Annotated in this window: 21 protein-coding genes; all 21 read left to right on the top strand. The window is 40.1% G+C overall.

Translation table 11 applies throughout. The features are described from left to right. Nucleotides 1–29 precede the first annotated feature (29 nt). Nucleotides 30–3,068 carry a glycoside hydrolase family 2 TIM barrel-domain containing protein gene (locus LI112_RS07715; protein ID WP_227190484.1) on the top strand — a complete coding sequence of 1,013 codons (3,039 nt, stop codon included), beginning with the start codon at nucleotides 30–32 and terminating at the stop codon, nucleotides 3,066–3,068. A 167-nt stretch (nucleotides 3,069–3,235) separates the two neighbouring features. Then, the gene (locus LI112_RS07710) at nucleotides 3,236–4,633 is read left to right on the top strand and encodes an MFS transporter (RefSeq protein ID WP_118393364.1); all 1,398 of its coding nucleotides are present in this window, start codon (nucleotides 3,236–3,238) and stop codon (nucleotides 4,631–4,633) included. Between the two features lie 351 nt (nucleotides 4,634–4,984). Further along, nucleotides 4,985–5,785, top strand: a complete 801-nt coding sequence (locus tag LI112_RS07705) for an AraC family transcriptional regulator (protein WP_138344482.1) — start codon at nucleotides 4,985–4,987, stop codon at nucleotides 5,783–5,785. Nucleotides 5,786–5,915: 130 nt separating this feature from the next. Beyond that, a complete protein-coding gene (locus LI112_RS18160; RefSeq protein WP_255646912.1) occupies nucleotides 5,916–6,038 on the top strand; it encodes a hypothetical protein in 123 nt (40 codons plus the stop codon). Between the two features lie 254 nt (nucleotides 6,039–6,292). Then, nucleotides 6,293–7,585, top strand: a complete 1,293-nt coding sequence (locus tag LI112_RS07700; protein WP_138344483.1) for a S1C family serine protease — start codon at nucleotides 6,293–6,295, stop codon at nucleotides 7,583–7,585. 20 nt (nucleotides 7,586–7,605) lie between these two features. After that, entirely contained in the window at nucleotides 7,606–8,553 is a 948-nt protein-coding gene (locus LI112_RS07695; protein WP_055056663.1) for a 3'-5' exoribonuclease YhaM family protein, read from the top strand. 5 nt (nucleotides 8,554–8,558) lie between these two features. Then, the gene (gene rlmD, locus LI112_RS07690) at nucleotides 8,559–9,926 is read left to right on the top strand and encodes a 23S rRNA (uracil(1939)-C(5))-methyltransferase RlmD (RefSeq protein ID WP_227190482.1); all 1,368 of its coding nucleotides are present in this window, start codon (nucleotides 8,559–8,561) and stop codon (nucleotides 9,924–9,926) included. A 286-nt stretch (nucleotides 9,927–10,212) separates the two neighbouring features. Continuing rightward, nucleotides 10,213–10,680, top strand: coding sequence for a DUF6075 family protein (locus LI112_RS07685; protein ID WP_002594293.1), 468 nt, complete (start codon nucleotides 10,213–10,215; stop codon nucleotides 10,678–10,680). Next, entirely contained in the window at nucleotides 10,667–10,831 is a 165-nt protein-coding gene (locus LI112_RS07680) for a hypothetical protein (protein WP_002594292.1), read from the top strand. Before LI112_RS07685 ends, LI112_RS07680 begins: the two co-directional genes overlap by 14 nt. A gap of 15 nt (nucleotides 10,832–10,846) precedes the next feature. Then, complete coding sequence (locus tag LI112_RS07675; protein ID WP_226845024.1) at nucleotides 10,847–11,623, top strand: ParA family protein; 777 nt, start codon at nucleotides 10,847–10,849, stop codon at nucleotides 11,621–11,623. Continuing rightward, a complete protein-coding gene (locus tag LI112_RS07670; protein WP_002594290.1) occupies nucleotides 11,616–12,521 on the top strand; it encodes a ParB/RepB/Spo0J family partition protein in 906 nt (301 codons plus the stop codon). Before LI112_RS07675 ends, LI112_RS07670 begins: the two co-directional genes overlap by 8 nt. After that, complete coding sequence (locus tag LI112_RS07665) at nucleotides 12,502–13,677, top strand: DUF6017 domain-containing protein (protein ID WP_227190481.1); 1,176 nt, start codon at nucleotides 12,502–12,504, stop codon at nucleotides 13,675–13,677. The genes LI112_RS07670 and LI112_RS07665 overlap by 20 nt, the downstream gene beginning before the upstream one ends. Nucleotides 13,678–13,683: 6 nt before the next feature. After that, on the top strand, nucleotides 13,684–14,022 hold the full coding sequence (locus LI112_RS07660; protein ID WP_227190480.1) for a DUF6050 family protein: 339 nt from the start codon (nucleotides 13,684–13,686) through the stop codon (nucleotides 14,020–14,022). 110 nt (nucleotides 14,023–14,132) lie between these two features. Continuing rightward, nucleotides 14,133–14,489: a helix-turn-helix domain-containing protein gene (locus LI112_RS07655; protein ID WP_227190479.1), complete on the top strand. Its 357-nt coding sequence runs from the start codon at nucleotides 14,133–14,135 to the stop codon at nucleotides 14,487–14,489. A 114-nt stretch (nucleotides 14,490–14,603) separates the two neighbouring features. Beyond that, nucleotides 14,604–14,753 (top strand): hypothetical protein, encoded by a 150-nt coding sequence (locus tag LI112_RS07650; protein ID WP_015543441.1) that lies wholly within the window; start codon nucleotides 14,604–14,606, stop codon nucleotides 14,751–14,753. A 169-nt stretch (nucleotides 14,754–14,922) separates the two neighbouring features. Further along, nucleotides 14,923–15,573: a sigma factor-like helix-turn-helix DNA-binding protein gene (locus LI112_RS07645; protein ID WP_118741642.1), complete on the top strand. Its 651-nt coding sequence runs from the start codon at nucleotides 14,923–14,925 to the stop codon at nucleotides 15,571–15,573. Continuing rightward, nucleotides 15,563–15,985 (top strand): RNA polymerase sigma factor, encoded by a 423-nt coding sequence (locus LI112_RS07640; RefSeq protein ID WP_005421633.1) that lies wholly within the window; start codon nucleotides 15,563–15,565, stop codon nucleotides 15,983–15,985. The genes LI112_RS07645 and LI112_RS07640 overlap by 11 nt, the downstream gene beginning before the upstream one ends. A 504-nt stretch (nucleotides 15,986–16,489) precedes the next feature. Next, the gene (locus LI112_RS07635; protein WP_227190501.1) at nucleotides 16,490–22,399 is read left to right on the top strand and encodes a SpaA isopeptide-forming pilin-related protein; all 5,910 of its coding nucleotides are present in this window, start codon (nucleotides 16,490–16,492) and stop codon (nucleotides 22,397–22,399) included. A gap of 71 nt (nucleotides 22,400–22,470) precedes the next feature. Continuing rightward, nucleotides 22,471–22,617 carry a hypothetical protein gene (locus LI112_RS07630; protein WP_002594282.1) on the top strand — a complete coding sequence of 49 codons (147 nt, stop codon included), beginning with the start codon at nucleotides 22,471–22,473 and terminating at the stop codon, nucleotides 22,615–22,617. Further along, nucleotides 22,598–23,116, top strand: a complete 519-nt coding sequence (locus tag LI112_RS07625; RefSeq protein ID WP_227190478.1) for a PcfB family protein — start codon at nucleotides 22,598–22,600, stop codon at nucleotides 23,114–23,116. Before LI112_RS07630 ends, LI112_RS07625 begins: the two co-directional genes overlap by 20 nt. Beyond that, nucleotides 23,113–23,799, top strand: a complete 687-nt coding sequence (locus LI112_RS07620) for a type IV secretory system conjugative DNA transfer family protein (RefSeq protein ID WP_255646906.1) — start codon at nucleotides 23,113–23,115, stop codon at nucleotides 23,797–23,799. The genes LI112_RS07625 and LI112_RS07620 overlap by 4 nt, the downstream gene beginning before the upstream one ends. The last annotated feature ends 4 nt before the right edge of the window (nucleotides 23,800–23,803 follow it).

Here is a 23,803-nt window from a genome sequence, read left to right as displayed (position 1 = left end):
AAAGTATATGTATTGGAGGAGAGTTATTTATGATAGTGCCACGTTATTATGAAAATCTAAGCGTACTGCACGAAAATACAATGCCAGCCAGAGCCTATTATATTCCGACATCCAAAAGAATGGATAACTTGGTGGAACACAGAGAAGAATCAGATCGTATGCAGTTATTGAATGGAACTTGGAAATTCCAGTATTTTAACAGCATCTATGACATTCAGGATTCTTTCTTTGAGAAGAATTATGATACAGAAAATTTTGATGAGATTCAGGTTCCAAGTGTATGGCAGATGGCAGGATATGATACACACCAGTATACAAACATCCGGTATCCGTTTCCGTTTGATCCACCATATGTGCCACAGGATATTCCGTGTGGAGCTTATGTACATAATTTTGAGTACAGTAGAGATGAGAAAGCATCAAAAGCTTTTTTGAACTTTGAAGGAGTAGACAGCTGCTTTTATGTATGGATCAATGGCTCTTACATAGGATACAGCCAGGTTTCACATATGACCAGTGAGTTTGATGTTACCGATGTACTTCAGGATGGAACGAATACGGTGGCAGTGTTGGTAATGAAATGGTGTGATGGTTCCTATTTGGAAGATCAGGACAAATTCCGTATGAGTGGTATTTTCCGGGATGTGTACATTTTGAAACGCCCAAAACAGGCAATCAGTGATTATCATATTAAAACAAGAATTGAGGATATGCTTGCGAAAGTAGAAATTGAAATGAAATTCTACTCTCCCTTAAATGTAAAAATTTCGATTGAAGATAGAAACGGAGCAGTTGTAGCACTAGGAAGTATTGCTGAAGAAGGAACAGCTGTATTAGATATTGCAAGTCCGGAACTTTGGAATACAGAAAATCCATATCTATATAAACTGATTCTTGAAACAGAGAATGAAGTAATTGTAGATCACATTGCATTAAGAAAGATAGAGATTAAAGACCAGGTCATTTACCTAAATGGACAGAAGATTAAATTCCGTGGTGTCAATCGACATGATTCCGATCCGGTTACTGGATTTACAATCAGTCTGGAACAGCTTACAACCGATCTTATGTTAATGAAGCAGCATAATTTTAATGCAATCCGTTCCAGCCACTATCCGAACGCACCATTTTTCTATGAAATGTGTGACAAGTATGGATTCATGGTGATAGATGAAGCAGATATTGAAGCTCATGGTCCATGTATGATCTACAGAAAAGAAGACACCGATTACAATCGATTCAAACGATGGAATGAGATGATTGCAGATGATCCGGCATGGGAAGAGGCAATCGTTGATCGTGTAAAACTCATGGTGGAACGTGACAAAAACCGTTTCTGTATTGTTATGTGGTCAATGGGAAATGAGAGTGCTTATGGCTGCAACTTTGAAAAAGCACTGGAATGGACGAAGAATTTTGATCCAGAACGCATCACACAATATGAGAGTGCAAGATACCGTAATTATGATGAAACATATGATTACAGCAATCTGGATGTGTACAGCCGGATGTATCCGGCGCTTTCCGAAATTCAGGAATATCTGGATAAAGATGGAAGCAAACCCTTCCTTTTGGTAGAGTACTGCCACAGTATGGGAAACGGACCTGGAGATTTTGAAGATTACTTCCAGATGATTCAGGATAATGATAAAATGTGCGGCGGCTTTGTATGGGAATGGTGTGACCATGCGATTGCTCATGGAACTGCTGAGAATGGAAAGACTATATATGCTTATGGGGGCGACCATGGCGAAGAAATTCATGATGGCAACTTCTGTATGGATGGATTAGTATATCCGGACAGAACAGTACATACAGGACTTTTGGAATACAAGAATGTTTATCGCCCGGCAAGGGTTATTTCCTATGACAAAGAAAGCGGAGAACTGGTGCTTCATAACTACATGGATTTTGATGACTTGAAAGATTATGTGAAGATCAGTTATGAACTGACGCAGGACGGGCTTGTAATCTGCAAAGGTAAACTTCCAGAAGTTTCAGCAGCACCACACAGTGAAGGAAAAATAAACCTTAAAATCAATGTGCCAGAGAGTGGAAAATGTTATTTAAAATTTATTTACCATCTGAAAAAGGAATTGCCACTGTTGGATGAAGACCATATTCTTGGATTCGATGAAATTGAGGTAAGCAAAGACGGTGCAAAATGTAAACTTGCTGAGAAATGGCTACAAAAAACAGCAGTGGACTCTGAGTTACAGGTAAATGAAAATGATACACAGATCCATATCAAGGGGCGTGAATTTGCTTATACCATAGACAAACGTACTGCACTCTTTACAGAGATGAAATTTGCAGGTCGGGAATATCTGAACCACCCGATGGAATTAAATATCTGGAGGGCACCAACAGATAATGATATGTACATCAAGTCTGAATGGAAGAAAGCCCACTATGATAAGGCTTACACAAGAGCCTATACGACAGAGGTTGTGCAGGGAAAACATGGTGTGAAGATTACAAGCCATGCTTCCGTTGTGGCAGAGACAGTACAGAAGATTCTTGATGTGACGATTACATGGAAAATAGAAGCTGCTGGAAAGATTGATGCAGATATTGCAGTAACAAAAGACGATGAATTCCCGGATCTTCCGAGATTTGGTGTGAGGATGTTCCTGGATAAAAAACTTTCAGCTGTAAGATACTTTGGAATGGGACCACAGGAAAGTTATTGTGATAAACATCAGGCTGCGAGCCACGGTTTGTACCGGGCAGATGTAGGGGATTTACATGAGGACTATATCCGTCCACAGGAAAATGGAAGCCATTATGATTGTGAATATGTAGAGCTTAACAACAGCCGATATGGAATTGTGGTATCTGCGGAAAATGCCTTTTCATTCAATGCTTCTTATTATACGCAGGAAGAACTTGAGAAGAAAACGCATAATTATGAACTGACAGAATCAGATAGTGTAGTATTTTGCGTTGACTACGCATTAAATGGCATTGGTTCTAATAGTTGTGGTCCAGTTGTATTGGATCAGTACCGATTTGATGATGTATTATTCCGGTTCCAGTTTACGCTGATACCGTATGTAAAGGGATAATAAAGTTTCATGTAACTCGTAAACAAGGAAAGAGAGTCTGATTGTAATGTAAAGTCCGGATATACAGAGCAATCAGACAAAAACAGAGAAAAAATTAGAATTAGACATCATACGATTAGACATATTGAGATTCTAAGTGCGATGAAGATGAGGAGTAAAGAAATTCGATGGAAGAAAAAAAGTATTTGAAATGGTATAACAAAATTGGATATGGATCAGGTGATATTGCAGGTAATGTAGTCTATGCCTTCCTGACATCTTTCATGATGGTCTATCTGACGGACTCAGTAGGACTTGCTGCAGGTGTCGTAGGTACCCTGATTGCCGTATCAAAACTATTTGATGGTTTTACGGATATATTTTTTGGATCAATGATTGACAAAACACACAGTAAAATGGGAAAAGCGAAGCCATGGATGCTATACGGATACATTGGTTGTGCCATTACGCTGGTCTGCTGCTTTGCAATACCAGTCAGCTTTGGAACAACGGCTAAATACGCATGGTTCTTTATCTCTTATACACTGTTAAATGGTGTGTTTTATACAGCAAACAATATTGCTTACTCAGCACTTACGTCACTGATTACAAAGAACAGCAAAGAGCGTGTGCAGATGGGATCTTACCGTTTTATTTTTGCGTTTTCAACAAGTCTTCTGATTCAGGCGATTACAGTTGGATTTGTAGATAAATGTGGTGGAGATGCTGCGGCATGGAGAACGGTTGCTATTATCTATGCAATCATTGGTCTGGTCGTAAATACGATTTCAGCACTTTCTGTTAAGGAACTTCCGGAGGAAGAACTTAATGAAGGAGAAGTAAAGAATGATAATGAAAAGTACGGAATGGTACAGGCATTCAAGCTTCTTGTTAAAAACAAATATTACATGATGATTTGTGGAACATATATTTTACAGCAGTTATATGGTGCCATGATTGGAGCTGGCATTTATTACATGACATGGGTACTGAAAAATAAGAATTTGTTTGGACAATTTGCATGGGCAGTAAATATTCCACTGATCATTGCCCTGATTTTCACACCGACATTAGTTGGTAAGTGGAAAGGTATGTATAAACTGAACTTAAGAGGTTACGTCTTAGCAGTCATCGGTAGAGCACTTGTTGTTGTTGCCGGATATATGGGCAGTGTTCCGCTGATGATGGCATTTACAGCTCTTGCAGCCTTAGGTCAGGGACCATGGCAGGGAGATATGAATGCAGTTATCGCATCTTGCTCTGAATACACTTATCTTACGCAGGGAAAGAGAATTGACGGAACGATGTACTCTTGTACTTCTCTTGGTGTAAAAATCGGTGGAGGTATTGGAACCGCTGTTGTTGGATGGATGCTTGAGTTCAGTGGATATGTCGGAACAAATGCAACTCAGCCACAGTCTGCACTTGATATGATGCAGTTCATGTATCTTTGGCTTCCGTTAATCTTTGATGTATTGATTATGTTTGTACTTTCAAGAATGAATGTAGAAGATGCAAATAAAAAACTGAGAGCAGAAAAAGGAATTGCTGCAGATGAAGTAACAGATGCATTAGACATAAATTAGAATTGACAGGAGAAAGCGTTGTCTGGTCGTTGCTCGATGAGACAGTGCTTTTTTCTATATATAAAGTGATAGAACTGTATTTTGAAAATAAAAAAGGACCACTTCATTTTTGTGAAATGGCCTTAAGAAAATATTCAGTTTTCACAAAATAGTCCTTTTAGTATTTATACATGGTAAGGATGCTCAAAATATTCAATGTAGAATACTAAAAGGTCATTCAGATATTTTTTTAGGTTGCTCATTTGCAATTCCTCCTTTCCTTATTTACAAGTTGATTATAAGATAGGTGTAAAAGGATTGCTTGCCAAATCGAAAGAAGATATAGACAAATGTTGCAAAGGGGAGTATTTCATGCAGTTAAAATATGTTGACACAAAAGAGGAGATTATAGCAATAAATAGAAAGTCAAAACATATTGAACCACATCTTCATAATGCACTGGAGATCGTTTGTGTAACAAGTGGATTATTAGAACTTGGTGTCGGACAGGAGCTATACCATATGGAAAAAGGAGATATAGGCTTTGTATTTCCAGATGTTATTCATCACTATCAGGTACTGACACCCGGTGTAAATAAAGCGACTTATCTGATTGCATCGCCATTTACGATAGCCAAATTTGCAGATATCATGCAATCCATGGCTCCTGAATACCCAATCATCAAAGCGGAAAAGGTTGAACCGGAGGTATATAGGGTTATAAATGCAATTTTAGAGACAGAACAGTCGGATATTACTGTTGCACAGGCATATCTTCAAATTGTGTTGGCACGCTGCATAGGAAAATTAAATTTGGTAGAAAAGAGTAGTGTGGGGAGCAATGATCTTATTTACCAGACAGTTTCCTATATATCAGCAAATTTCAAGAAGAAGTTTTCGTTGGAAGAGATGGCAAAAGACCTGGGGGTGAGCAAATATGTTTTATCCAGACTCTTTTCCAAAACATTCCATAGAAACTTTAATCAATATCTTAACGATGCAAGGCTGAACTATGCATGCCAGCGTTTGGAAAATACGAGTGATTCTATTACAAACATTTGTCTGGATAGTGGATTTGAAAGTCAGAGAACATTTAACCGAGTATTTAAAGAAAGATATAAAATATCACCGAGTGATTATCGAAGTATTTGTGTGAAAGAGATGTTGTCATAAAAGGTTCTGTTGATCGAAATATTTACTTTGATTTTACAGTGCTATGTATTTGATTTCATGTGTGGATGATATAATATAAAAATATTTGTAGAAAAAAGAGTTTTATTCTATTAAGAAAATTTCATCAGCATTGCAGACAAGAACGAGAAATGGTACACGCCTTCCGGTAAATGCCAGATATGGCTATAAAAAAGGAAAAGATGGAAGGCTGGAAGTAGATCCGGAGGCTGCAAAAGTCGTGAAAATGGGATAGAATCAGAAAGCTGTTGTCTTTACCAGGCAATAGCTTTTTTCATTGTGACAATTTTTGTGACATTTAAAAGGAACGTGATGAACAAAGACGGAACGAAAAGACGAATGAAAAGTCCAGAAAATCCCGTAAATACAAGGAAAAATGCACTTGATAAAACATGACGAAAAATGGAAAAGAATTGTTCATAAAAACTTCATAAAATTTTGCTAAAATATAACCCGAATTATCAGGTTGGAATTTATAGGAGAATTCTTATGGTAAAACGAAATGACAAAGAGCCATCTTCGGAGAATTACCCTTTTATAAAGGAAACAATAAAAGAGCGTCCAGCGGACAGGAAAATGTTGCTGCATAAGTTCCTGACAGCAGCAGTATGTGGAGTGATTTTTGGTGGCTGTGCGGCAGGCACTGTAGCACTGATTTTGCCAGAAGTAGCACCGTCTTTGAGAAAACATTCGGAACAGTATACCGATGTTACATTGGTGCCATCTGTTACAGCTGCTTCACGTGTGGATGAAGCAGAGGATGAAAACGCTTCAACAGCACTGGCAAATACTAAACCTTCAACAGAGATAGATGCAGAGGATGAAAAGTCGGGTACATGGGCTGAACAGGTGAGAAAAGTATCTGAGACACCGCGCAGAGCACTTGTGCGAATAGCAGCACTCGGTACAGATTCAGATCTACTGGATGATTCGTTCTTGAAATACGGAGAAGAAGAAGGTTTTGTTTTCCTAAAAAATACGGAAGCTTTTTACATCATGACATATTCCGACAGAATGAATGATGCAGGAAATTTTCAGGTGACATTTTCAAATGGAGATATGGCAGATGCACAGCTGTGTAAGAAAGATGTCCGGACAGGCTTTTATGTGTTCCGCGTTCCATTCACAGAGTTAAACGATTCTACAAAAGATGAGATTTCTGAGGCTGTACTTGCCACGGAAGATAACATGGAGCAAATGGATGATGTTATTGCAATCGGTAGTCCAACTGGGGATTATGACTCACTGGTCAGTGGTATGGTTACTTCTGTAACGGGCAGCATGAAAATTGCGGATGAAGAATATGGAATGCTTACAACAAATATGGTAGGAAGTGAGGACGGAGGAGGAATTCTTCTGAATATGTCCGGTGAAGTTGTAGGAATCATCTGCAGTCAGGAAAATGAAAACAGCAGCGTGATTCGAGCTGTTGAAGCAGCACAGCTGCGTCCACTTCTGGAAGGTATGGCAAATGGTGAGGATATCTGCTATATTGGAATTCAGGGAACAACGATTTCAAAATATCAGTCTGAAAATCTGGACATTCCACGAGGCGTATATGTAGATGCGGTGGAAGAAGATTCACCGGCTATGACGGCAGGAGTACAGAATGCAGATATTGTTCATGCATTGAACGGAAAAGAAATCAGTTCCATGAATAGGTATTCGGCGATTCTTCAGAGTCTGGTCAAAGGCTCAAGAGTCAAGCTTGAAGTATATCGTAAGAATCCCTATGGTACATATGTAAATGTAGAATTAAATGTATTGATCAAAGAAAAATAGAAAGAAAAGAGAAACAGTATATGCGTTTTATTAACGAATTACATGAGGGAGACCGTCTTAACGGAATTTACCTTTGCAAACAGAAACAGTCGGCAATGACAAAGAATGGAAAGCCATATGAGAATCTGATTTTACAGGACAAAACAGGGGTGTTGGATGGCAAAATCTGGGATCCGAATTCATTGGGAATCGATGATTTTGATGCATTGGATTATATCGATGTAGTCGGAGATGTGACAACTTTTGCAGGAGCTATGCAGTTGAACATTAAGAGAGTTCGAAAAGCACAGGAAGGTGAGTACGATCCGGCAGACTATCTTCCGGTCAGTGAAAACAGTACAGATGATATGTACGGACAGCTACTTGCAATGATCAAAAGCGTTAAGAACGAATATCTGTCAGCACTTTTGAACAAGCTTTTTGTAGAAGATAAAGAATTTTTGAAATCATTTCAGGAGCATTCTGCAGCAAAGACAGTCCATCATGGTTTTATCGGCGGTTTGATGGAGCATACCTTGAGTGTTACCAAGCTTTGTGATTACATGGCAGCTGCTTATCCCCTTCTGAAAAGAGATCTGCTTATTACAGCATCTCTGCTTCATGATGTCGGAAAGACAAAAGAACTCTCTTCTTTTCCACTGAATGATTATACTGATGAAGGACAGCTTCTTGGACATATTATCATTGGTGCTCAGATGATCCATGACCTGGCTAAAGAAATTCCAGATTTTCCGGTAACTCTTGAAAATCAGCTGGTTCATTGTATCCTGGCTCATCACGGTGAACTGGAATATGGTTCTCCAAAGAAGCCGGCACTTGCAGAGGCAGTAGCTCTGAACCTTGCAGATAATACAGATGCACGTATGGAAACACTTACGGAAATCTTTGCGGCGGACAAAGGTAAGAAAGAGTGGCTTGGATACAACAGACTTTTTGAATCTAATCTGAGAAGAACAGGAGACGTTTAATCCTTATGGAATTTCGTAAAAATGATATTGTTACGTTAGAAATAGTGGATTGCGGAACAGATGGTGAAGGCATTGGCAAAGCTGATGGCTTCACTGTTTTTGTAAAGGACGCAGTCATTGGAGATACTGTTACAGCCAAAATTATGAAGGCTAAGAAAAATTATGGTTATGGACGCCTGATGGAGATTCTCAATGCTTCACCATATCGCGTGGAGCCGGTGTGCCCGTCTGCCCGTCAATGTGGCGGATGTCAGCTTCAGGCAGTCTCATACGAAGAACAGAAAGTGTTTAAAGAGAAAAAATTAAGAGGTCATCTGGAACGTATTGGTGGGTTCACAAATCTTCCGATGGAACCATTGATTGGAATGGATGAACCTTATCATTATCGTAATAAGGCTCAGTTTCCGGTAGGCAGAAATAAAGAAGGAAAAATTGTCACTGGTTTTTATGCTGGACGTACACACGCTATTATTGAAAACCGTGACTGTGCGCTTGGAATCCCAGAGAATAAAGATGTACTTGACCGTGTGATAGCACATATGGAAAAATATAATATCGCGCCATATGACGAGGTAACCGGTAAGGGGCTGGTGCGGCATATTTTTGTCCGTTATGGATTTTTTACCGGCGAACTGATGGTTTGTCTGATTATCAATGGACAGGATCTTCCACATCAGAGGGAACTGGTTGAGAAACTTTGTGAGATTCCAGGAATGACCAGTATTTCTCTGAATATGAATAAAAAGCGAAGTAATGTGATCCTTGGTGACAAGGTCAAGACTATTTGGGGAAAAGAATATATCACAGATAAAATTGGCGATATTTCCTATGAGATTTCACCGCTTTCATTTTTCCAGGTAAATCCACAGCAGACCTGGAAGTTGTATTCCAAAGCACTGGAATATGCGGATCTTCATGGTGAAGAAACGGTATGGGATCTGTATTGTGGAATTGGGACGATTTCTCTGTTCCTTGCGCAGAAGGCAAAGTTTGTCCGTGGTGTGGAGATTGTTCCGGCAGCAATTGAAGACGCAAAGAGAAATGCACAGATCAATCATATCGAGAATGTGGAATTTTTTGTTGGAAAAGCAGAGGAAGTTCTGCCGAGAGAATATGAGAAAAATGGTGTTTATGCGGATGTGATCGTTGTTGATCCACCACGTAAAGGCTGTGATGCGATGTTGCTTAAAACAATTCTTAAGATGCAGCCCAAACGAGTGGTTTATGTAAGTTGCGACAGTGCGACACTTGCAAGGGATTTGAGATTCTTGTGTGATAATGGATATGAGTTAAAGAAAGTGTGTGGAGTTGACCAATTCCCTCAGACTGTGCATGTGGAGACTGTGGTGGGACTACAAAGGAAAGATACCTAGAAATCCTTGAATTTACGCACTTTGTAGAGTTTTTCAGTTTCAACAAAATCGGTGAAAATCACAAGGAAAAGATACTTGTGCAGAGAGTAACCGTAGTTGTTGCCTTAGACCTCGGTACGGGGAACACAAAGAATCTTGAATATGAAAATGAATAGAGAGCTATCAGATCATTGATAGATTATAGGGATACTTGTTAAAAGCGGGTGTCCCTATTTTTTATGGGGCATTCCAGAAATGGAGTGTCTTTTTTATACCAAAATATTAAAAATTCAGGAGGAAAATGAAAATGACAAACACAGCGTTAAGAGCAGAGAATAGCAATTCTCGCACAATTACTTTCAAGAGCAAGGAACACGAAAAATTTTATATGGAATATCTGAAAAAATGCAGATATCAGGATGTTTATCATCAGGCTCTGGTTTATTGCCTGGGTATCGACAGAGACACAAGAGAAAATGTGAATAAAATCTATAATTTTAAAACTGGATGTGTAAAAACGGAATCCCTGCAGGAAGGTTGGCAGACTAGTGGAAGTTTACGGATCGTCCGCATGGCATTTAATCTTTACTGCAATGGGACACCAAGTGTCGGAGATTATGAAGCAGAGGAAGATCAGTTAAAAGAGTGTCAGTATTATACCGTAGAAGATCTGTTTTGCTGCGGATATGCCCGGTATTTTTGGGAAGCCATTAAAATCCGTTATCCAGAGTATTGTTTTTACAAAGACTGGGAGGATATGTATGCTGAAAATTAGATTACAGGGTACTTTAAAGGATATTCAATGGTTCCGTCGTATTTTGGAAAAGCATAAAGAATTGGATGTTCTGGAAGTATCGGATGCTTATGCGAACAAAGGAACAAGCAAATATTTTCGTGTTTATGTTGAAGTAGAAGAAAAAGAGTAAATCGGAGGAAAGTATATGTGTAAAGTAATTGCTATTGCAAATCAGAAAGGCGGAGTAGCCAAAACAACGACAACAATCAATCTGGGAGCCGGACTGGTGAAGTCAGGGAAAAAAGTAGTCCTGGTAGATGCTGATCCACAGGGACACTTGACAATGGGATTGGGATTCCCTAAAAATCTCAAGGTAACATTAAAAAGCATGATGGAGAACATTATCATGGGACTGGAATTTGATCCGAAAGAAGCAATTCTGCACCATGAAGAAGGTGTTGACCTAATTCCGTCCAATAAATTGCTTGCCGGAATGGATATGTCTTTATTTACAGTAGAGGACAGAGAAAAGGTGCTGAAAGAGTATCTGGAACTGCTGAAGGATGAGTATGATTATATTCTGATTGACTGTATGCCATCCCTGGGAATGCTGACGCTCAATGCTTTGAGTGCAGCGGACAGTGTTCTGATTCCAGTGCAGCCACAATATTATGCGGCAGATGGACTCATGGAATTACTGAAAGTAATTAAGGGAATCCATCAGAGGTTCAATCCGGATTTACAGATAGAAGGCATTTTATTCACAATGGATAATTGCCGTTACAATAATGCAAAGAGAAACAAACAGGCAATCAAAACTACATACGGAAGTGACATTAGGATTTTTGAGCAGACGATTCCGAGAACAGAAAGCCTTGCAGAAACAGCATCGGAGGGTGTAAGTATCTTTGCCTATGATGGAAAAAGCAAGGGGGCAGACAGCTATCTGGAACTGGTTCAGGAGGTGTTGAAACATGCGTAGACCGAAAAAAGATATTCAGCTTACCTCTTATGATGAATTACTGGGATTAGAGGAAACACCGGAAAAGAGTATGAACCAGGTTGTGGAAATAGATCTGGCAAAGCTCTATCCCTTTAAAAATCATCCGTTTCATGTAAATGATGATGAAAAAATGGCAGAAACCGTAGAGAGCATTAAAACATACGGTGTTTTGACTCCTGCGCTGGTAAGACCTCGACCAGATGGCGGATATGAGATGATTTCCGGGCATAGAAGAAAAAGAGGCTGTGAACTGTGTGGAAAGACTACATTGCCAGCTCTTGTCCGAAATTATACGGATGATGAAGCGGTCATTATTATGGTCGATTCCAACATTCAGCGTGAAAATCTACTGCCAAGTGAGAAAGCTCATGCCTATAAGATGAAATATGATGCAATGAAGCATCAGGGAAGTAAAGGTGAGAAATATACAGCAGATATGGTTGGGGAAGCTGCCGGGGACAGTGGGAGAACCGTACAGAGGTATATCCGTCTGGCGGCATTATCAGATGCTTTGCTGGAATATGTGGACAATAATAAAATTCCTATGATTGTGGGAGAAAAGCTGTCTTATCTGAAGCCAGAGGAACAGGGGTGGCTTCTGGAAGTGATTACCAACAGCAGCATTTTTCCGACAAAACAACAGGCAGAACAGTTAAAAGAATGCAGTGCAAATGGAAAATTAAACCAGAGTTATATCTATGCTGTTTTATTAAAAAAGGAAAGCAGTAAGATCAATGTGACGATTCCGGCAAAGAAAATTGGAAATTATTTTCCGGAGACATATTCTAAAGAACAGATAGAAGAAGTCATTTTCATGCTTTTGGATAAATGGAAAGAAAACAAAGAAGGAGTAGCAGATGCAGAAGATACAGTTTGATTATTTTACAGGGATGGAAGCGGAACAATACAGCTTCTATCGTGTCCCTAAAGTGCTGTTTACAGAATCCTGCTTTAAAACTCTTTCTTGTGAAGCAAAGGTATTATACGGTCTGATGCTGGACCGTATGAGCCTGAGCATTAAAAATAGATGGCTGGATTCAGAGGACAGAGTATACATTATCTTCACTGTGGAAGAAATTGCAGAGCTGATGAACTGCGGAACTCAAAAGGCAGTGAAACTGGTAAAAGAGCTGGACAGCAGTAATGGGATTGGATTGATAGAGAAGAAACGTCTGGGACTGGGAAAACCGAATGTTATTTATGTGAAAAATTTTATGATCAGAGAGGTTCCAGATCAAAAGCCGACAGGTAATTGTGCAGATCTGCAATCTGAGCAGGAAGATCATAAAAAAATTGCAGATTTGCAATCGAAACAGGAAAGACGTAAGGAATGTGCAAATTTGCAACAAGAAGCAGAAAACAAGGGGAAAACAGGCATTTCTCTGAATTGTGAAAATCATCATTCAGGAGTAGTGAAAACCACAATTCAGGATTATGGGGAATCACAATTCCAGAATAGTGAAAATCACAATTCAAGAATGGTGGAAACCACAAATCCAGAATTTCCAGAATCACAATTCCAAAATAGTGAAAATCATCATTCCAGAATAGTGGAAATCACAAATCCAGAATACCCGAAATCACAATCTAATAATACTGATATTAACAAGACTGATATTAGTGAAACTGAGATAAATCAATCTTATCCAATCACATCAAATAATTTCCCAAAGAAAAAAGATGTGATGGAGGAGATGAGAGCATATCGTGAAGTGATCCATGAAAACATTGATTATCAATATCATGCAAAGGAAGATGTAGATGAACTGGTAGAACTGATAGTGGAAGTTATGATGATGCCGGAGGACAGTATGATTCGCATTGCGGGAGTAGAAAAGCCAGTTGCTTTGGTGAAAAGCAGGTTTATGAAACTGAACTATTCACATATCGAATATGTGTTGTTCTGCCTGAACCGGAATACGACCAAGGTTGGAAATATTAAAGCCTATCTTCTGACCGCCCTGTATAATGCTCCGGCAACGATAAACAGCTATTATCAGGCTGAGGTTAATCACGATATGTATGGAGGATAAAGGGACATGAAGAAGATGATTAAAAAAGTAATAGCACCAGTGTTGGTGATTGCGGTATTGTTTGCAGTATTAAGACCGTTTTGTATCCAGGATGGGAAGTGCAATTATTTCTTGCTGTTACTCCTGATGGGGATACCGTTTGGAATCGGAAAAATGTGTGTCTGGATGGTTCCAGGAGGTTTTGACCTCGGAGGAACGCTGGCAGTCTGGACAATGAATCTTCTGATCGGAGGATTGATTGGAAGCATCGTTCTTCTGGCAATGATTGGACAGGCGATCATTTATCTCTGCGTTTTTCTGATTACAGTTCTTACAGGGATACATAAAATACCGAGAATAAAATGAAATAGATTTTTTGAAAAGCAGCTAAGACAAAAATTAGCTGCTTTTTTTCGGGAAACTTTGCGACACAATGGCGTAAAGTTGGGACAAATTGCAGGAAAGGAGACACCGTATTGAGCAATCGTGCAATTTCCACAGAACTTATTGAATTGGGAGAACGGATCAGAAAACGCAGGCAGGAAATGAAGTTGTCACAGGAATCTTTTGCGGAAAAAGCAGGTATCAGTGTCAATACGGTCAGCAGGATTGAAGGTGGGCAAACGGCAATGTCTGTTGAGATTTTCAGGAAGATAATTGAGATATTGGAAACAGATGCCAATCTCCTGCTGGGAAAAGAGGGAGGCGGTACAGAGAAGCAGGAATCAATTCAGGAAGTGCTTTGCCGGATTCAGAAGATGGAACGGAAAGAGCAGAAAATTATCATGCAGACCATAGATTCTCTGATAGACAGTTTTAATGAGTACAGGTGAAATTTCACCATATATGGGGTGCAAAATAAAAACACTCCCCATATATGCTAAGGATAATAGAATCCTGTGCTGTTAAAATGGAAAACAGAGAGATAAAGAAGGGAGATAGGATGGATGACAAGGGAAGAAAATTTGCTTTATCGGAGGCAGTGTCCTTATGATGCAATGGGAGACTATTCTGTTTTGATGGAAAATGAAAAGAACATAAAAGCAGAAAGAAATGCCAAGAAGTCTGATCCTGGCATCAGACGGAAAATAAAGTAGAGAATATTGTAACTATTAGAAAGGGCAGTAAGGAAGTTTCAGGCTCTCGTTAAAAAAAACGGGTGTACCGGAAGCTGTTTTTTACTGTCCTTTTTGTCAGTTGATCAGTAAAAATCCTATCCTTTCTGCCGATGGGCACCTGTTGCCAGCAGGCAGAAAGGTGGTAATTATGCTTACATTGCAGGAATTGAAACAGGTTGTAAGTAACAGGGAAGAAAGAAGAAAGGTTCCGTCCGCTAAATATTTAAGAGAAAACGATGTAGCAGTTGCGAAGCAAAGGTTGATGGATTGTGCGGAAATTATCGCATATCAGACCGGATATGTTCTCTATTGTGTGGGGGACTATGCAACGGTTTTTCCGTTATTTACCTGTCGAGATTATGTGTATGAAGCAGAAAGAAAAATAGCAGTTGTTGAGGAGAATTTTTTTGATGATCAACCCTGGTATGTAAGGCTGATATTAGAAGGCGAAGACAGGCTGTGGAGAAACAGGGAAACACGAGAACATAATAATTGCATTTCGTATAGCTGTATTTCCGAAGAATGGTGCGAAGTGGCAGATAAAGGACAATGTCTGCTTGAAAGAATCATTGCAGAGGAAACAGTCAGGGAGTTGATGAATCTGTTGACAGAGCGACAGAGACAGATGATCCAGCGTATTTATTTTCAGCAGCAGACACAAAAAGAAGTCTCGCATGAACTGGGTATTACAGTTCCGGCAGTATCAAAGTGCATTTCACAGGCAATGCAGAAAATGCGGAATAATTCGGATGACTCTGCCAGAGTATTGAAAAAAGGAGACTGGAAGTATGCCTGGTAAAAAGCCAAAAGAAAGACAACGCTATATGCTGCGTGTAAATGACACGCTTGTGGAAGTTACCAGGGCAGTATATCTGGCTTGGTATCAGGCTGGAAGAAAAGAGCGATACCAGGTTGAAAAAATGCAGAGGCATGGAGTATGTAGTATGGAGGAATTACAGGAAAAAGGCTATGACTGCTCTTTTTCGGTATTATCACCGGAAGAAATCATTATCAGATTGTCAGAAATACAGGAACTGGAAGAAGCTCTGGGATATTTGACTAAAGAGGATGCGGAACTGATAACGCTATTGTTTTTTGAAGAATTTACAGTAAAAGAAACAGCACAGTATTTTGGGTGCTGCCCAAAGACGATCAGAAACCGGAGGAAGAAAGTATTGGAGAAATTAAAAGAACAACTGGAAAACACATAAAACAATGTTGAAATAAAAATATCTAAAAAATTTTTCAAACAGGTTAATTTTTGCCCTTTCACACATGCAGTTAGTGAAGGGGCAAATGTCTATTTGCAATTCAAGAAGATAAATCCCCTTAAAAATTGCACCTTGACAATTTCATACCAGCAGCGAGAGGATACCCGGAATTTTTCAGCTACGCATTTTTGCGGCGGGAATCCGGTGAAAACGTGAAGGGATACAGATGGGAGGCACCCTTTGCAGGAACGATTACGAATTACCTCTTGCGGCTTAATGCTTGATCCTGAACTTTACCTGAGTGTCATTCCTGTTTTACAGGATGACAGCAGATACCATGTGGCGGTGTTTCAAAAAAGGCACTGCCATATGAATGTGCTGTTATCAGAGTTATTTCTGTATCAGTAATAAGATGTGGGAGGTGGTTCCAATGATTGAATAATGCAGGTGTGAGCCTGCATGAAAACAGAGCAGATAATAGAAGAAAGAGAGGATTCAGTCAAAATGAAAATGAGATTCAAAAGATTCTTGTCCGGATTTATGGCAGTCGCAACACTGGCTTCTGTCATTATTCAGCCAGTAGCAGTTTCGGCTTCTGAATTAGAACCGGAAGAAATACCATTTGAACAGCAGTATGCAGAATTAAAAGACGTTCAAGATTCCCTTGATCCGGATGAAATCGTAAAGGCAAATGATATTGAACTTTCTTACGGGCAGGAATTTGATGTAGAAGTTGATCTGTCGGGAATCGAAGGTGTAGATGAAAGCAAAATCAAGATTTTATTCCATGAAGCAAAGAACGAAACTGGTACAGATTTTGACACACATACACCGGATACTTACAAAGCTGTCTATGCAGTAAAAACAGTCAGCGGTCATCCTGCTTATAGAATCAGCAGAAACATTACAGTGAAAGAACCGGAAACAGAAGTGCAGTTAGAGCATGCTTCGGAAAGTACAGTGAATGCTGACGATGATACTGGAGATACGGAGCAGAGCGAGGAGGATTCGGAGTCGCACCGGGAAACACAAAATTCTGAAAGTACAGCAGATTTGGAATCTGAATTAACTGTTTCAGAAGCACTGGAGCAGGCAGAGAGTAATGGAATTAATCTGTATGCAATGAATGAAGGCGAAACAGTAACCTTTATGGTTGCGGCAGGCAATGCCAGAAGTTCACAGCAGGTTTCTGTGACCAGAGGGGCAGAATACCGATATGCAGATTATGGATATGGAACATATCTTACTTATCAGTACACTGTAAAATTCGGTAATATATCTGCCACAGCATACTGTGTGCAGCCATCCAAACCAGGGCCAGGAAGTGGAACCTATACGATCAATAAAGTTGGTGATGGGAAAGCACTTGCAAAAGTGTGCTATTACGGTACAAAGGCTTCTGGTGATGATGGTTTTTTTACAGAAGAAAACGGATATGGCAATTTAAGTACAGGAGCCAGATTTATCTTGGTACATCTGGCAGCATCTTATGCAAATGGAAGTGGGGATGCTTTTTCAGGTGCAAACAGTACAGCACAGAATCTGGCAATGAAACTCTATAATTACTGTATTTCACAGCCGGAAATTCCAGATGTGGCAATGTCCTTTTCGGATGCAGATGTAAAAGCCTATGTGGATGGCAACAGTCAGAGAACAAAGGATATTACATTTAATGCGGATGCGTTACAGACCATTACCATGAAACTTCCAGCAGGTGTACAGCTTCATAACCTGACAACAGGTAAAACAAGTAAAGCCGGAGAAAGTGTGGAAATTTGTGGTGGTACAAAGTTTTATCTGTCTGCACCATTAACACAGGTGAGTGATGTGGCAGGAAGCTGGTCTGCAACCATGAAAGGAAGCATTACCAAAGATTATTCAGCTTATAAGATTTCAACAGGTTCCGGAAACCAGGATCTGGCTCTGGTATTTGGTGAAGGCGTTGATGATGAGAAATATGTAGATTTCAAAGTATCCTGGGTACAGCAGGCAAGTGTTAAGGTGATCAAGAAAGATGCCAAGTCAGACGCAAAGCTGTCTGGTGCTGTGTTTGGATTATACAGTGATGCAGAATGCACAAAACTGATCACACAGTTACCTGCGACGGATGAAAACGGTGAAGCGTCCGTACAGATCACTAAGACACAGGATACTGTATATCTGAAAGAGATTACAGCTCCAAGCGGATATCGTATCAATGCAACAGCTTACAATGTGAAATTGGAAGTCAGCAAGACCACAACCGTTACCGTTCCAGATGAAGAACAGATGGGACAGCTTACCGTTTATAAAGAAGGTGAGGTTCTGGTTGGTGCAGATGTAACAGAAAATGGAACAACATTTAAGTATGAGAAACGCAGACAGAGTGGTGCTGTTTATGATGTGTATGCTGGAGCAGATATTAAAACTGCTTATGGTACAAAAGTTTACAGCAAGGGTGATCTAGTAAAAGAGAATCTGACAACAGATACAAACGGAGCTACCGTTCTTAAAAATCTGTATCTTGGTACATATATCGTAAAAGAGAAACAGGCTCCGACAGGATTCTATAATGCCGGAGAGGAAAAGACAGTAACATTATCCTATGCAGGACAGAATGTGGATGTTGTTTTCACTGAGACAACCTTTACTAATGACAGACAGAAAGTAGAAGTAATGGTAACAAAACAGGATGAAGATACAGAAAATCCTCTGGCTGGAGGAATCTTTGGACTTTATGCTGCAAGTGACATTACCAACGTGGATGGAACCGTCATTGTAAAGAAAGGGACACTGATCCAGAAAGCGACAACAGGAGCAGACGGAACAGCGAAGTTTACAGCAGACCTGCCGCTTGGATTTTCTTATGATGTGAAAGAAGTGCAGGCACCGGAAGGGTATGTGAGAAACACAGATGATGTTTATACGTTTGCTTTCTCTTATACGAATGATAAAGAAGCAAAACAGACATTCAAGCATACATTCAAAAATGAACGTGTGACAGCTAAGATTTCTCTGCAGAAGCAGGATAAAGAAACCAAAAAGGCAGTTCCACAGGGCGATGCCACTCTGGAAAAAGCAGTATATGGACTGTATGCTCGTGAGGATATTGTGCATCCGGATGGTGTTACTGGCGTGATCTATAAAGCAGGAGAACAGGTTGCCACTCTTACGACAGATGAGAATGGACAGGCTTCTGTGGATGGATTATATCTTGGTAATTACTATGTGAAAGAGATTACTCCTCCAACTGGTTATCTGGCAGATGAAGAAGAACATGATCTGGTCTGCAATTACGAAGGAGATCTTGTAGCAGAAGTAAAACGTGACTGTCTGTCTCTGGAGCAGGTAATGAAACAGCCATTCCAGATTATCAAGGCGGCAAATAACGGAAAGACCGATGCCGACTTACTGAAAGGGGCAGGATTTACCGCTTATCTGGTATCTTCCCTGAAAGTAAAAGAGGATGGAAGCTATGATTTTGATTCTACAAAACCGGTAGTGATCGGGGAAAACGGAGCAACAGAAATCTTTACAGATGAAAAAGGTTATGCCTGCAGTATTGCGATTCCTTATGGAACTTATATTGTGCGTGAAACCACGACACCTCATAATTACACTCCGGTAGATGATTTCACAGTGCGTATCACTGAGAACAACCCGAACCAGCCACAGACATGGAGAGTGCTTCTGGATGACGAGTTTGAAGCAAAACTGAAAATCATCAAACAGGATGATGAGACGAAAAAGGCAGTGCTTCAGAAGAATACAGAGTTCAAGATTTTCAATATGGACACTGAAAAATATGTGGAGCAGGTAACAACTTATCCGGCTACGGTAAAACATAAATCCTATTTTACAGATGAGCAGGGATATTTGATTCTTCCGCAGAATCTTAAAATCGGACATTACCGCATTGAGGAAGTAAATGCACCTTATGGATATACTTTGAATGAAAATTACTATGAGGTAACAGTAGATTCCAATACTGCATACCAGATGGACGGAACTTCCGGGGATGTGATCATTGAAGCAGTTTATGAGAACCATCCAGTTAAAGGTGAACTGACTATCGTGAAAAAGGGCGAAGTTCTGGACGGATTCAAGGATGATTTTACATATCAGACAGAAAATCTGGAAGGGGCAGAGTTTGAGATTTACGCTGCCGAGGACATCTATACTGCAGATTTCCAGAAAGATGATAATGGAAACCGTATTCTGGAATATGCGGCAGGAACACTGGTAAAAACGGTTACAACGGATAAAGATGGGAAAGCGGTCCTGAAAAATCTGCCGCTTGGAAGCTATAAGATTGTAGAAAAGACAGCACCAGATGGTTTTGTTTTAAACAGCGAAGCACAGACCGTCACTTTTTCTTACAAAGATCAGGAAACACCTGTCATTGAGCAGACAGCTATCTTTGAAAATGACCGTCAGAAAGTAGAAATTTCTGTAGTAAAACAGGATGCTGATACAGAAGCAGCCGTTGCAGGAGCAGAATTTGGACTTTATGCAAAGAATGATATGAAAGCTCATGGAGCTGTAATTGTAAAAGCAGACACACTGCTTGGAAAAGCTGTTTCCGGAGGAGATGGAAAGGCGGTATTTGCACAGGATCTTCTATTTGGTGAGTATTATATCAAAGAACTTGCGGCACCAAACGGTTATGTATCTTCTGATGAAGTTCTGGAAGTAAAAGCAGAATATCAGGGACAAAATGTTAAAGTAGTACAGTTATCTTCCGTATTTAAGAACCAGCCTACAAAGGTTGTGGTTTCCAAGTCTGATTTAACTACTGGCGTGGAATTGTCAGGTGCGACACTTACTGTTCTGGACAAAGATGGAAATGTAGTTGATACATGGAAATCTGTAAAAGGCGAGCAGCATCTGATTGAACGACTTACTGTAGGGGAAACCTATACGATCAGAGAAGAGATGGCTCCTTATGGATATCTCAAGGCAGAAGAGATTACTTTTACGATTGAGGATACCGGGGAAATCCAGAAAGTTGAAATGAAAGATAATGTGCCGACAGGAACAATTATCATCAATAAAAATGGAGAATTTCTGGATAAAGTAACTGCACTGGATTCCGTTGGAGGCTGGATTAAACATTTATTCCAGTATGTAACAGGCAGTCTGAAAGATGTTACTTTTGAAGTTTATGCTTTAGAAGATGTGAAGTCTGCTGACGGAGAAAGTGAAGATTATTATAAAAAAGATGAACTGGTGGCAACCATTACAACAGATGATACCGGTATTGCAAAAATATCCGGACTTCCGCTTGGCAAATACTATGTAAAAGAAAAAGATACAGTGGATGGTTTTGTACTGGATAATGAAGCAAGAGAGATTGATCTGACATACCGGGATCAGGATACTGCAGAGGTTACTTACTCTGCTGACTGGCAGAATAACCGCCAGAAAGCGGAAGTGGAAGTTGTGAAAAAAGAGAAAGATTCTGATCATGTACTGGAAGGTGCGGTATTTGCCCTCTGTGCCAAAGAGGATATTACAGGAGCAGACGGAAAAGTAATTCTGAAAGCAGATACTGTGATTGAGGAACTGGCAACGGACAAAGAAGGCAAGCTGACTTTTACGGCAGATTTACCGATTGGCTTTGCGTATTATATCAAAGAAACATCACCGGCATCTGGATTTGCAACGACGGATGAAATACAGGAGTTCACGTTTGAGTACGAGGGTGCAGAAAAGGAAAAAGTATCTTATGCCTTTACTTTTGAGGACGAGCCGACTGTAATCGAGATCACTAAGACTTCTCTGACAGACGGAAAAGAACTGGAAGGAGCTAAGTTACAGGTAACTGATGAAAGCGGTAAAGTTGTAGATTCCTGGACTTCCGGTAAAGAAGCTCATATCATCAAAGAACTGGTAGTCGGACAGAAATATACTCTGACAGAAACAAAACCGGCAGATGGTTATGTGACAGCAGAAAGCATCACGTTTACCGTTGAAGACACTGCAAAGCCACAGAAAATCGAAATGAAAGATGATGTGACCAAGGTAGAAATTTCCAAAACAGATATTTCCGGTAAGGAACTGCCAGGAGCAAAACTGACCATTCTTGACAAAGACGGTAAGACAGTAGAGAGCTGGACTTCGGAGGAGAAACCGCATTACATTGAAATGCTTCCGATAGGGGAGTATACACTTCGTGAAGAGTCTGCCCCTGACGGCTATCTGGTAGCTGAGGACGTGAAGTTCACAGTAGAGGATACCGGGGAGATTCAGAAAGTTGTGATGAAAGATGAGGTAAAACCGGAAGAAACACCAACACCGGAAACACCATCTACACAGGTAACGGATACACCGAAAACCGGAGATAATACACATATGCTGCTTTGGATTCTGCTTGCAGTAGCAGGTATGGCAGGCAGTGTATCAGCATTCTGGATTGCGAAAAAAAGAAAATAAAAGTTAATGGAGGGGCATTTATGAGCAGCAGAAGTCATAGATGCCCTTTTGAATGATGAAAGGGGTATAAAATGAGAACGTTATTGATTATTGCAGGGATTCTTCTGGTATTAGCAGTCAACTTTGTTCTGTACTGCTGTATCCGGGTAGGAGCAAAGGAAGACCGTCTGTTGGAAAACCATAGAAAGGAGCAGATTGATGCAGGAAGAAGTGAATGAAAAAACAGTGTCCCTGTGTATCACTGGCGGAAAAGTGACAGTTCGCTTATTGAAACAGGCAATGATGCGTTTTCTGGCAGCAATAGAGAAAGAAAAAGCAGAGAAAGCAAGAAAACAGCAGGTAAAAGGACCGCCAGATAAAGATTATCATGGGAAGCAGAGTTTAAAGAAGCTGGCACAGCAGAATGTTCAGCTTTCCAACATTGAGATTACGGATAACAACATTAAGGATTTTGAAAAAGTGGCAAAAAAATATGGCATTGATTTTAGTCTGAAACGTGATAAGTCCGTAGATCCACCCCGATATTTCGTTTTCTTCAAGGCAAGGGATGTGGATGTGATGACAGCGGCATTTCGGGAATTTACCGGAAAGACGCTGAATAAAACAAAGAAACCGTCTGTCCGTAAGAAATTACAGCAGGCAATCGCAGCCCGCAGCCAGGATAAACAGAGAGAACGGGAAAAATCGAAAGAAAAACAGAAGGAGCCGAGCTTATGAGTGGGATAAAAAATATAAAGAAAAAACTGAAAGGATTTCAGGTGCGTCCCCCGAATGCAGAAGTGATAAAAAAGGTTCTGTTGCATATTCCGTATGTGGTTGTATTTTATGTGGTAAATAAATGTACCTGGCTGTATCAGTATTGCAGAGGCAGTACAGTGGTGGACAGGCTGATGGTTCTCTTTATGAACTATCCGTTAGCGTTTAAAAAGTTGCTGCCAAGTATACAACCGAAAAGTCTGGCTGCGGGAACTATTGCTGCAGTCAGTGTGTGGGCAGTGGTATATTTTAAGGGAAAAAATGGAAAGAAGTTTCGCCAGGGAGAAGAATATGGTTCTGCCAGATGGGGAAATGAAAAGGATATAGCCCCTTTTATTGATCCGGTCTTTGAGAACAATATTCTGCTGACACAAACGGAACGTCTGACCATGAACAGCAGACCGAAGAAACCAAAGTATGCCAGAAACAAGAATGTCATAGTAATCGGGGGATCTGGCAGCGGCAAGACCAGATTTTATGTGAAACCACAGCTTATGCAGATGCCGGATAATGTGAGCTTTGTGGTTACTGATCCCAAGGGCTTAATATATAAAGTACAGAGAAACAAACGTTGCTTCACAACAAAGGATGTAAAGAAACGCTTATTTGTCTGTATTTGCAAAAATTTCAGTGAAAGGAGGTGAAAAG

This window comes from Blautia sp. 210820-DFI.6.14, assembly GCF_020558815.1.
In the GTDB taxonomy this organism is placed as follows: Bacteria; Bacillota; Clostridia; order Lachnospirales; family Lachnospiraceae; genus Blautia_A; species Blautia_A obeum.
Note: the sequence above shows the minus strand (reverse complement) of the source record. Positions and strands in the feature narration are given on the sequence as shown.

Coding starts and splice junctions, on each gene's coding strand:
- LI112_RS07715 (WP_227190484.1), top strand. CDS start 30: ATGATAGTGCCACGTTATTATGAAAATCTAAGCGTACTGCACGAAAAT.
- LI112_RS07710 (WP_118393364.1), top strand. CDS start 3,236: ATGGAAGAAAAAAAGTATTTGAAATGGTATAACAAAATTGGATATGGA.
- LI112_RS07705 (WP_138344482.1), top strand. CDS start 4,985: ATGCAGTTAAAATATGTTGACACAAAAGAGGAGATTATAGCAATAAAT.
- LI112_RS07700 (WP_138344483.1), top strand. CDS start 6,293: ATGGTAAAACGAAATGACAAAGAGCCATCTTCGGAGAATTACCCTTTT.
- LI112_RS07695 (WP_055056663.1), top strand. CDS start 7,606: ATGCGTTTTATTAACGAATTACATGAGGGAGACCGTCTTAACGGAATT.
- rlmD (WP_227190482.1), top strand. CDS start 8,559: ATGGAATTTCGTAAAAATGATATTGTTACGTTAGAAATAGTGGATTGC.
- LI112_RS07685 (WP_002594293.1), top strand. CDS start 10,213: ATGACAAACACAGCGTTAAGAGCAGAGAATAGCAATTCTCGCACAATT.
- LI112_RS07680 (WP_002594292.1), top strand. CDS start 10,667: ATGCTGAAAATTAGATTACAGGGTACTTTAAAGGATATTCAATGGTTC.
- LI112_RS07675 (WP_226845024.1), top strand. CDS start 10,847: ATGTGTAAAGTAATTGCTATTGCAAATCAGAAAGGCGGAGTAGCCAAA.
- LI112_RS07670 (WP_002594290.1), top strand. CDS start 11,616: ATGCGTAGACCGAAAAAAGATATTCAGCTTACCTCTTATGATGAATTA.
- LI112_RS07665 (WP_227190481.1), top strand. CDS start 12,502: ATGCAGAAGATACAGTTTGATTATTTTACAGGGATGGAAGCGGAACAA.
- LI112_RS07660 (WP_227190480.1), top strand. CDS start 13,684: ATGAAGAAGATGATTAAAAAAGTAATAGCACCAGTGTTGGTGATTGCG.
- LI112_RS07650 (WP_015543441.1), top strand. CDS start 14,604: ATGACAAGGGAAGAAAATTTGCTTTATCGGAGGCAGTGTCCTTATGAT.
- LI112_RS07645 (WP_118741642.1), top strand. CDS start 14,923: ATGCTTACATTGCAGGAATTGAAACAGGTTGTAAGTAACAGGGAAGAA.
- LI112_RS07640 (WP_005421633.1), top strand. CDS start 15,563: ATGCCTGGTAAAAAGCCAAAAGAAAGACAACGCTATATGCTGCGTGTA.
- LI112_RS07635 (WP_227190501.1), top strand. CDS start 16,490: ATGAAAATGAGATTCAAAAGATTCTTGTCCGGATTTATGGCAGTCGCA.
- LI112_RS07630 (WP_002594282.1), top strand. CDS start 22,471: ATGAGAACGTTATTGATTATTGCAGGGATTCTTCTGGTATTAGCAGTC.
- LI112_RS07625 (WP_227190478.1), top strand. CDS start 22,598: ATGCAGGAAGAAGTGAATGAAAAAACAGTGTCCCTGTGTATCACTGGC.
- LI112_RS07620 (WP_255646906.1), top strand. CDS start 23,113: ATGAGTGGGATAAAAAATATAAAGAAAAAACTGAAAGGATTTCAGGTG.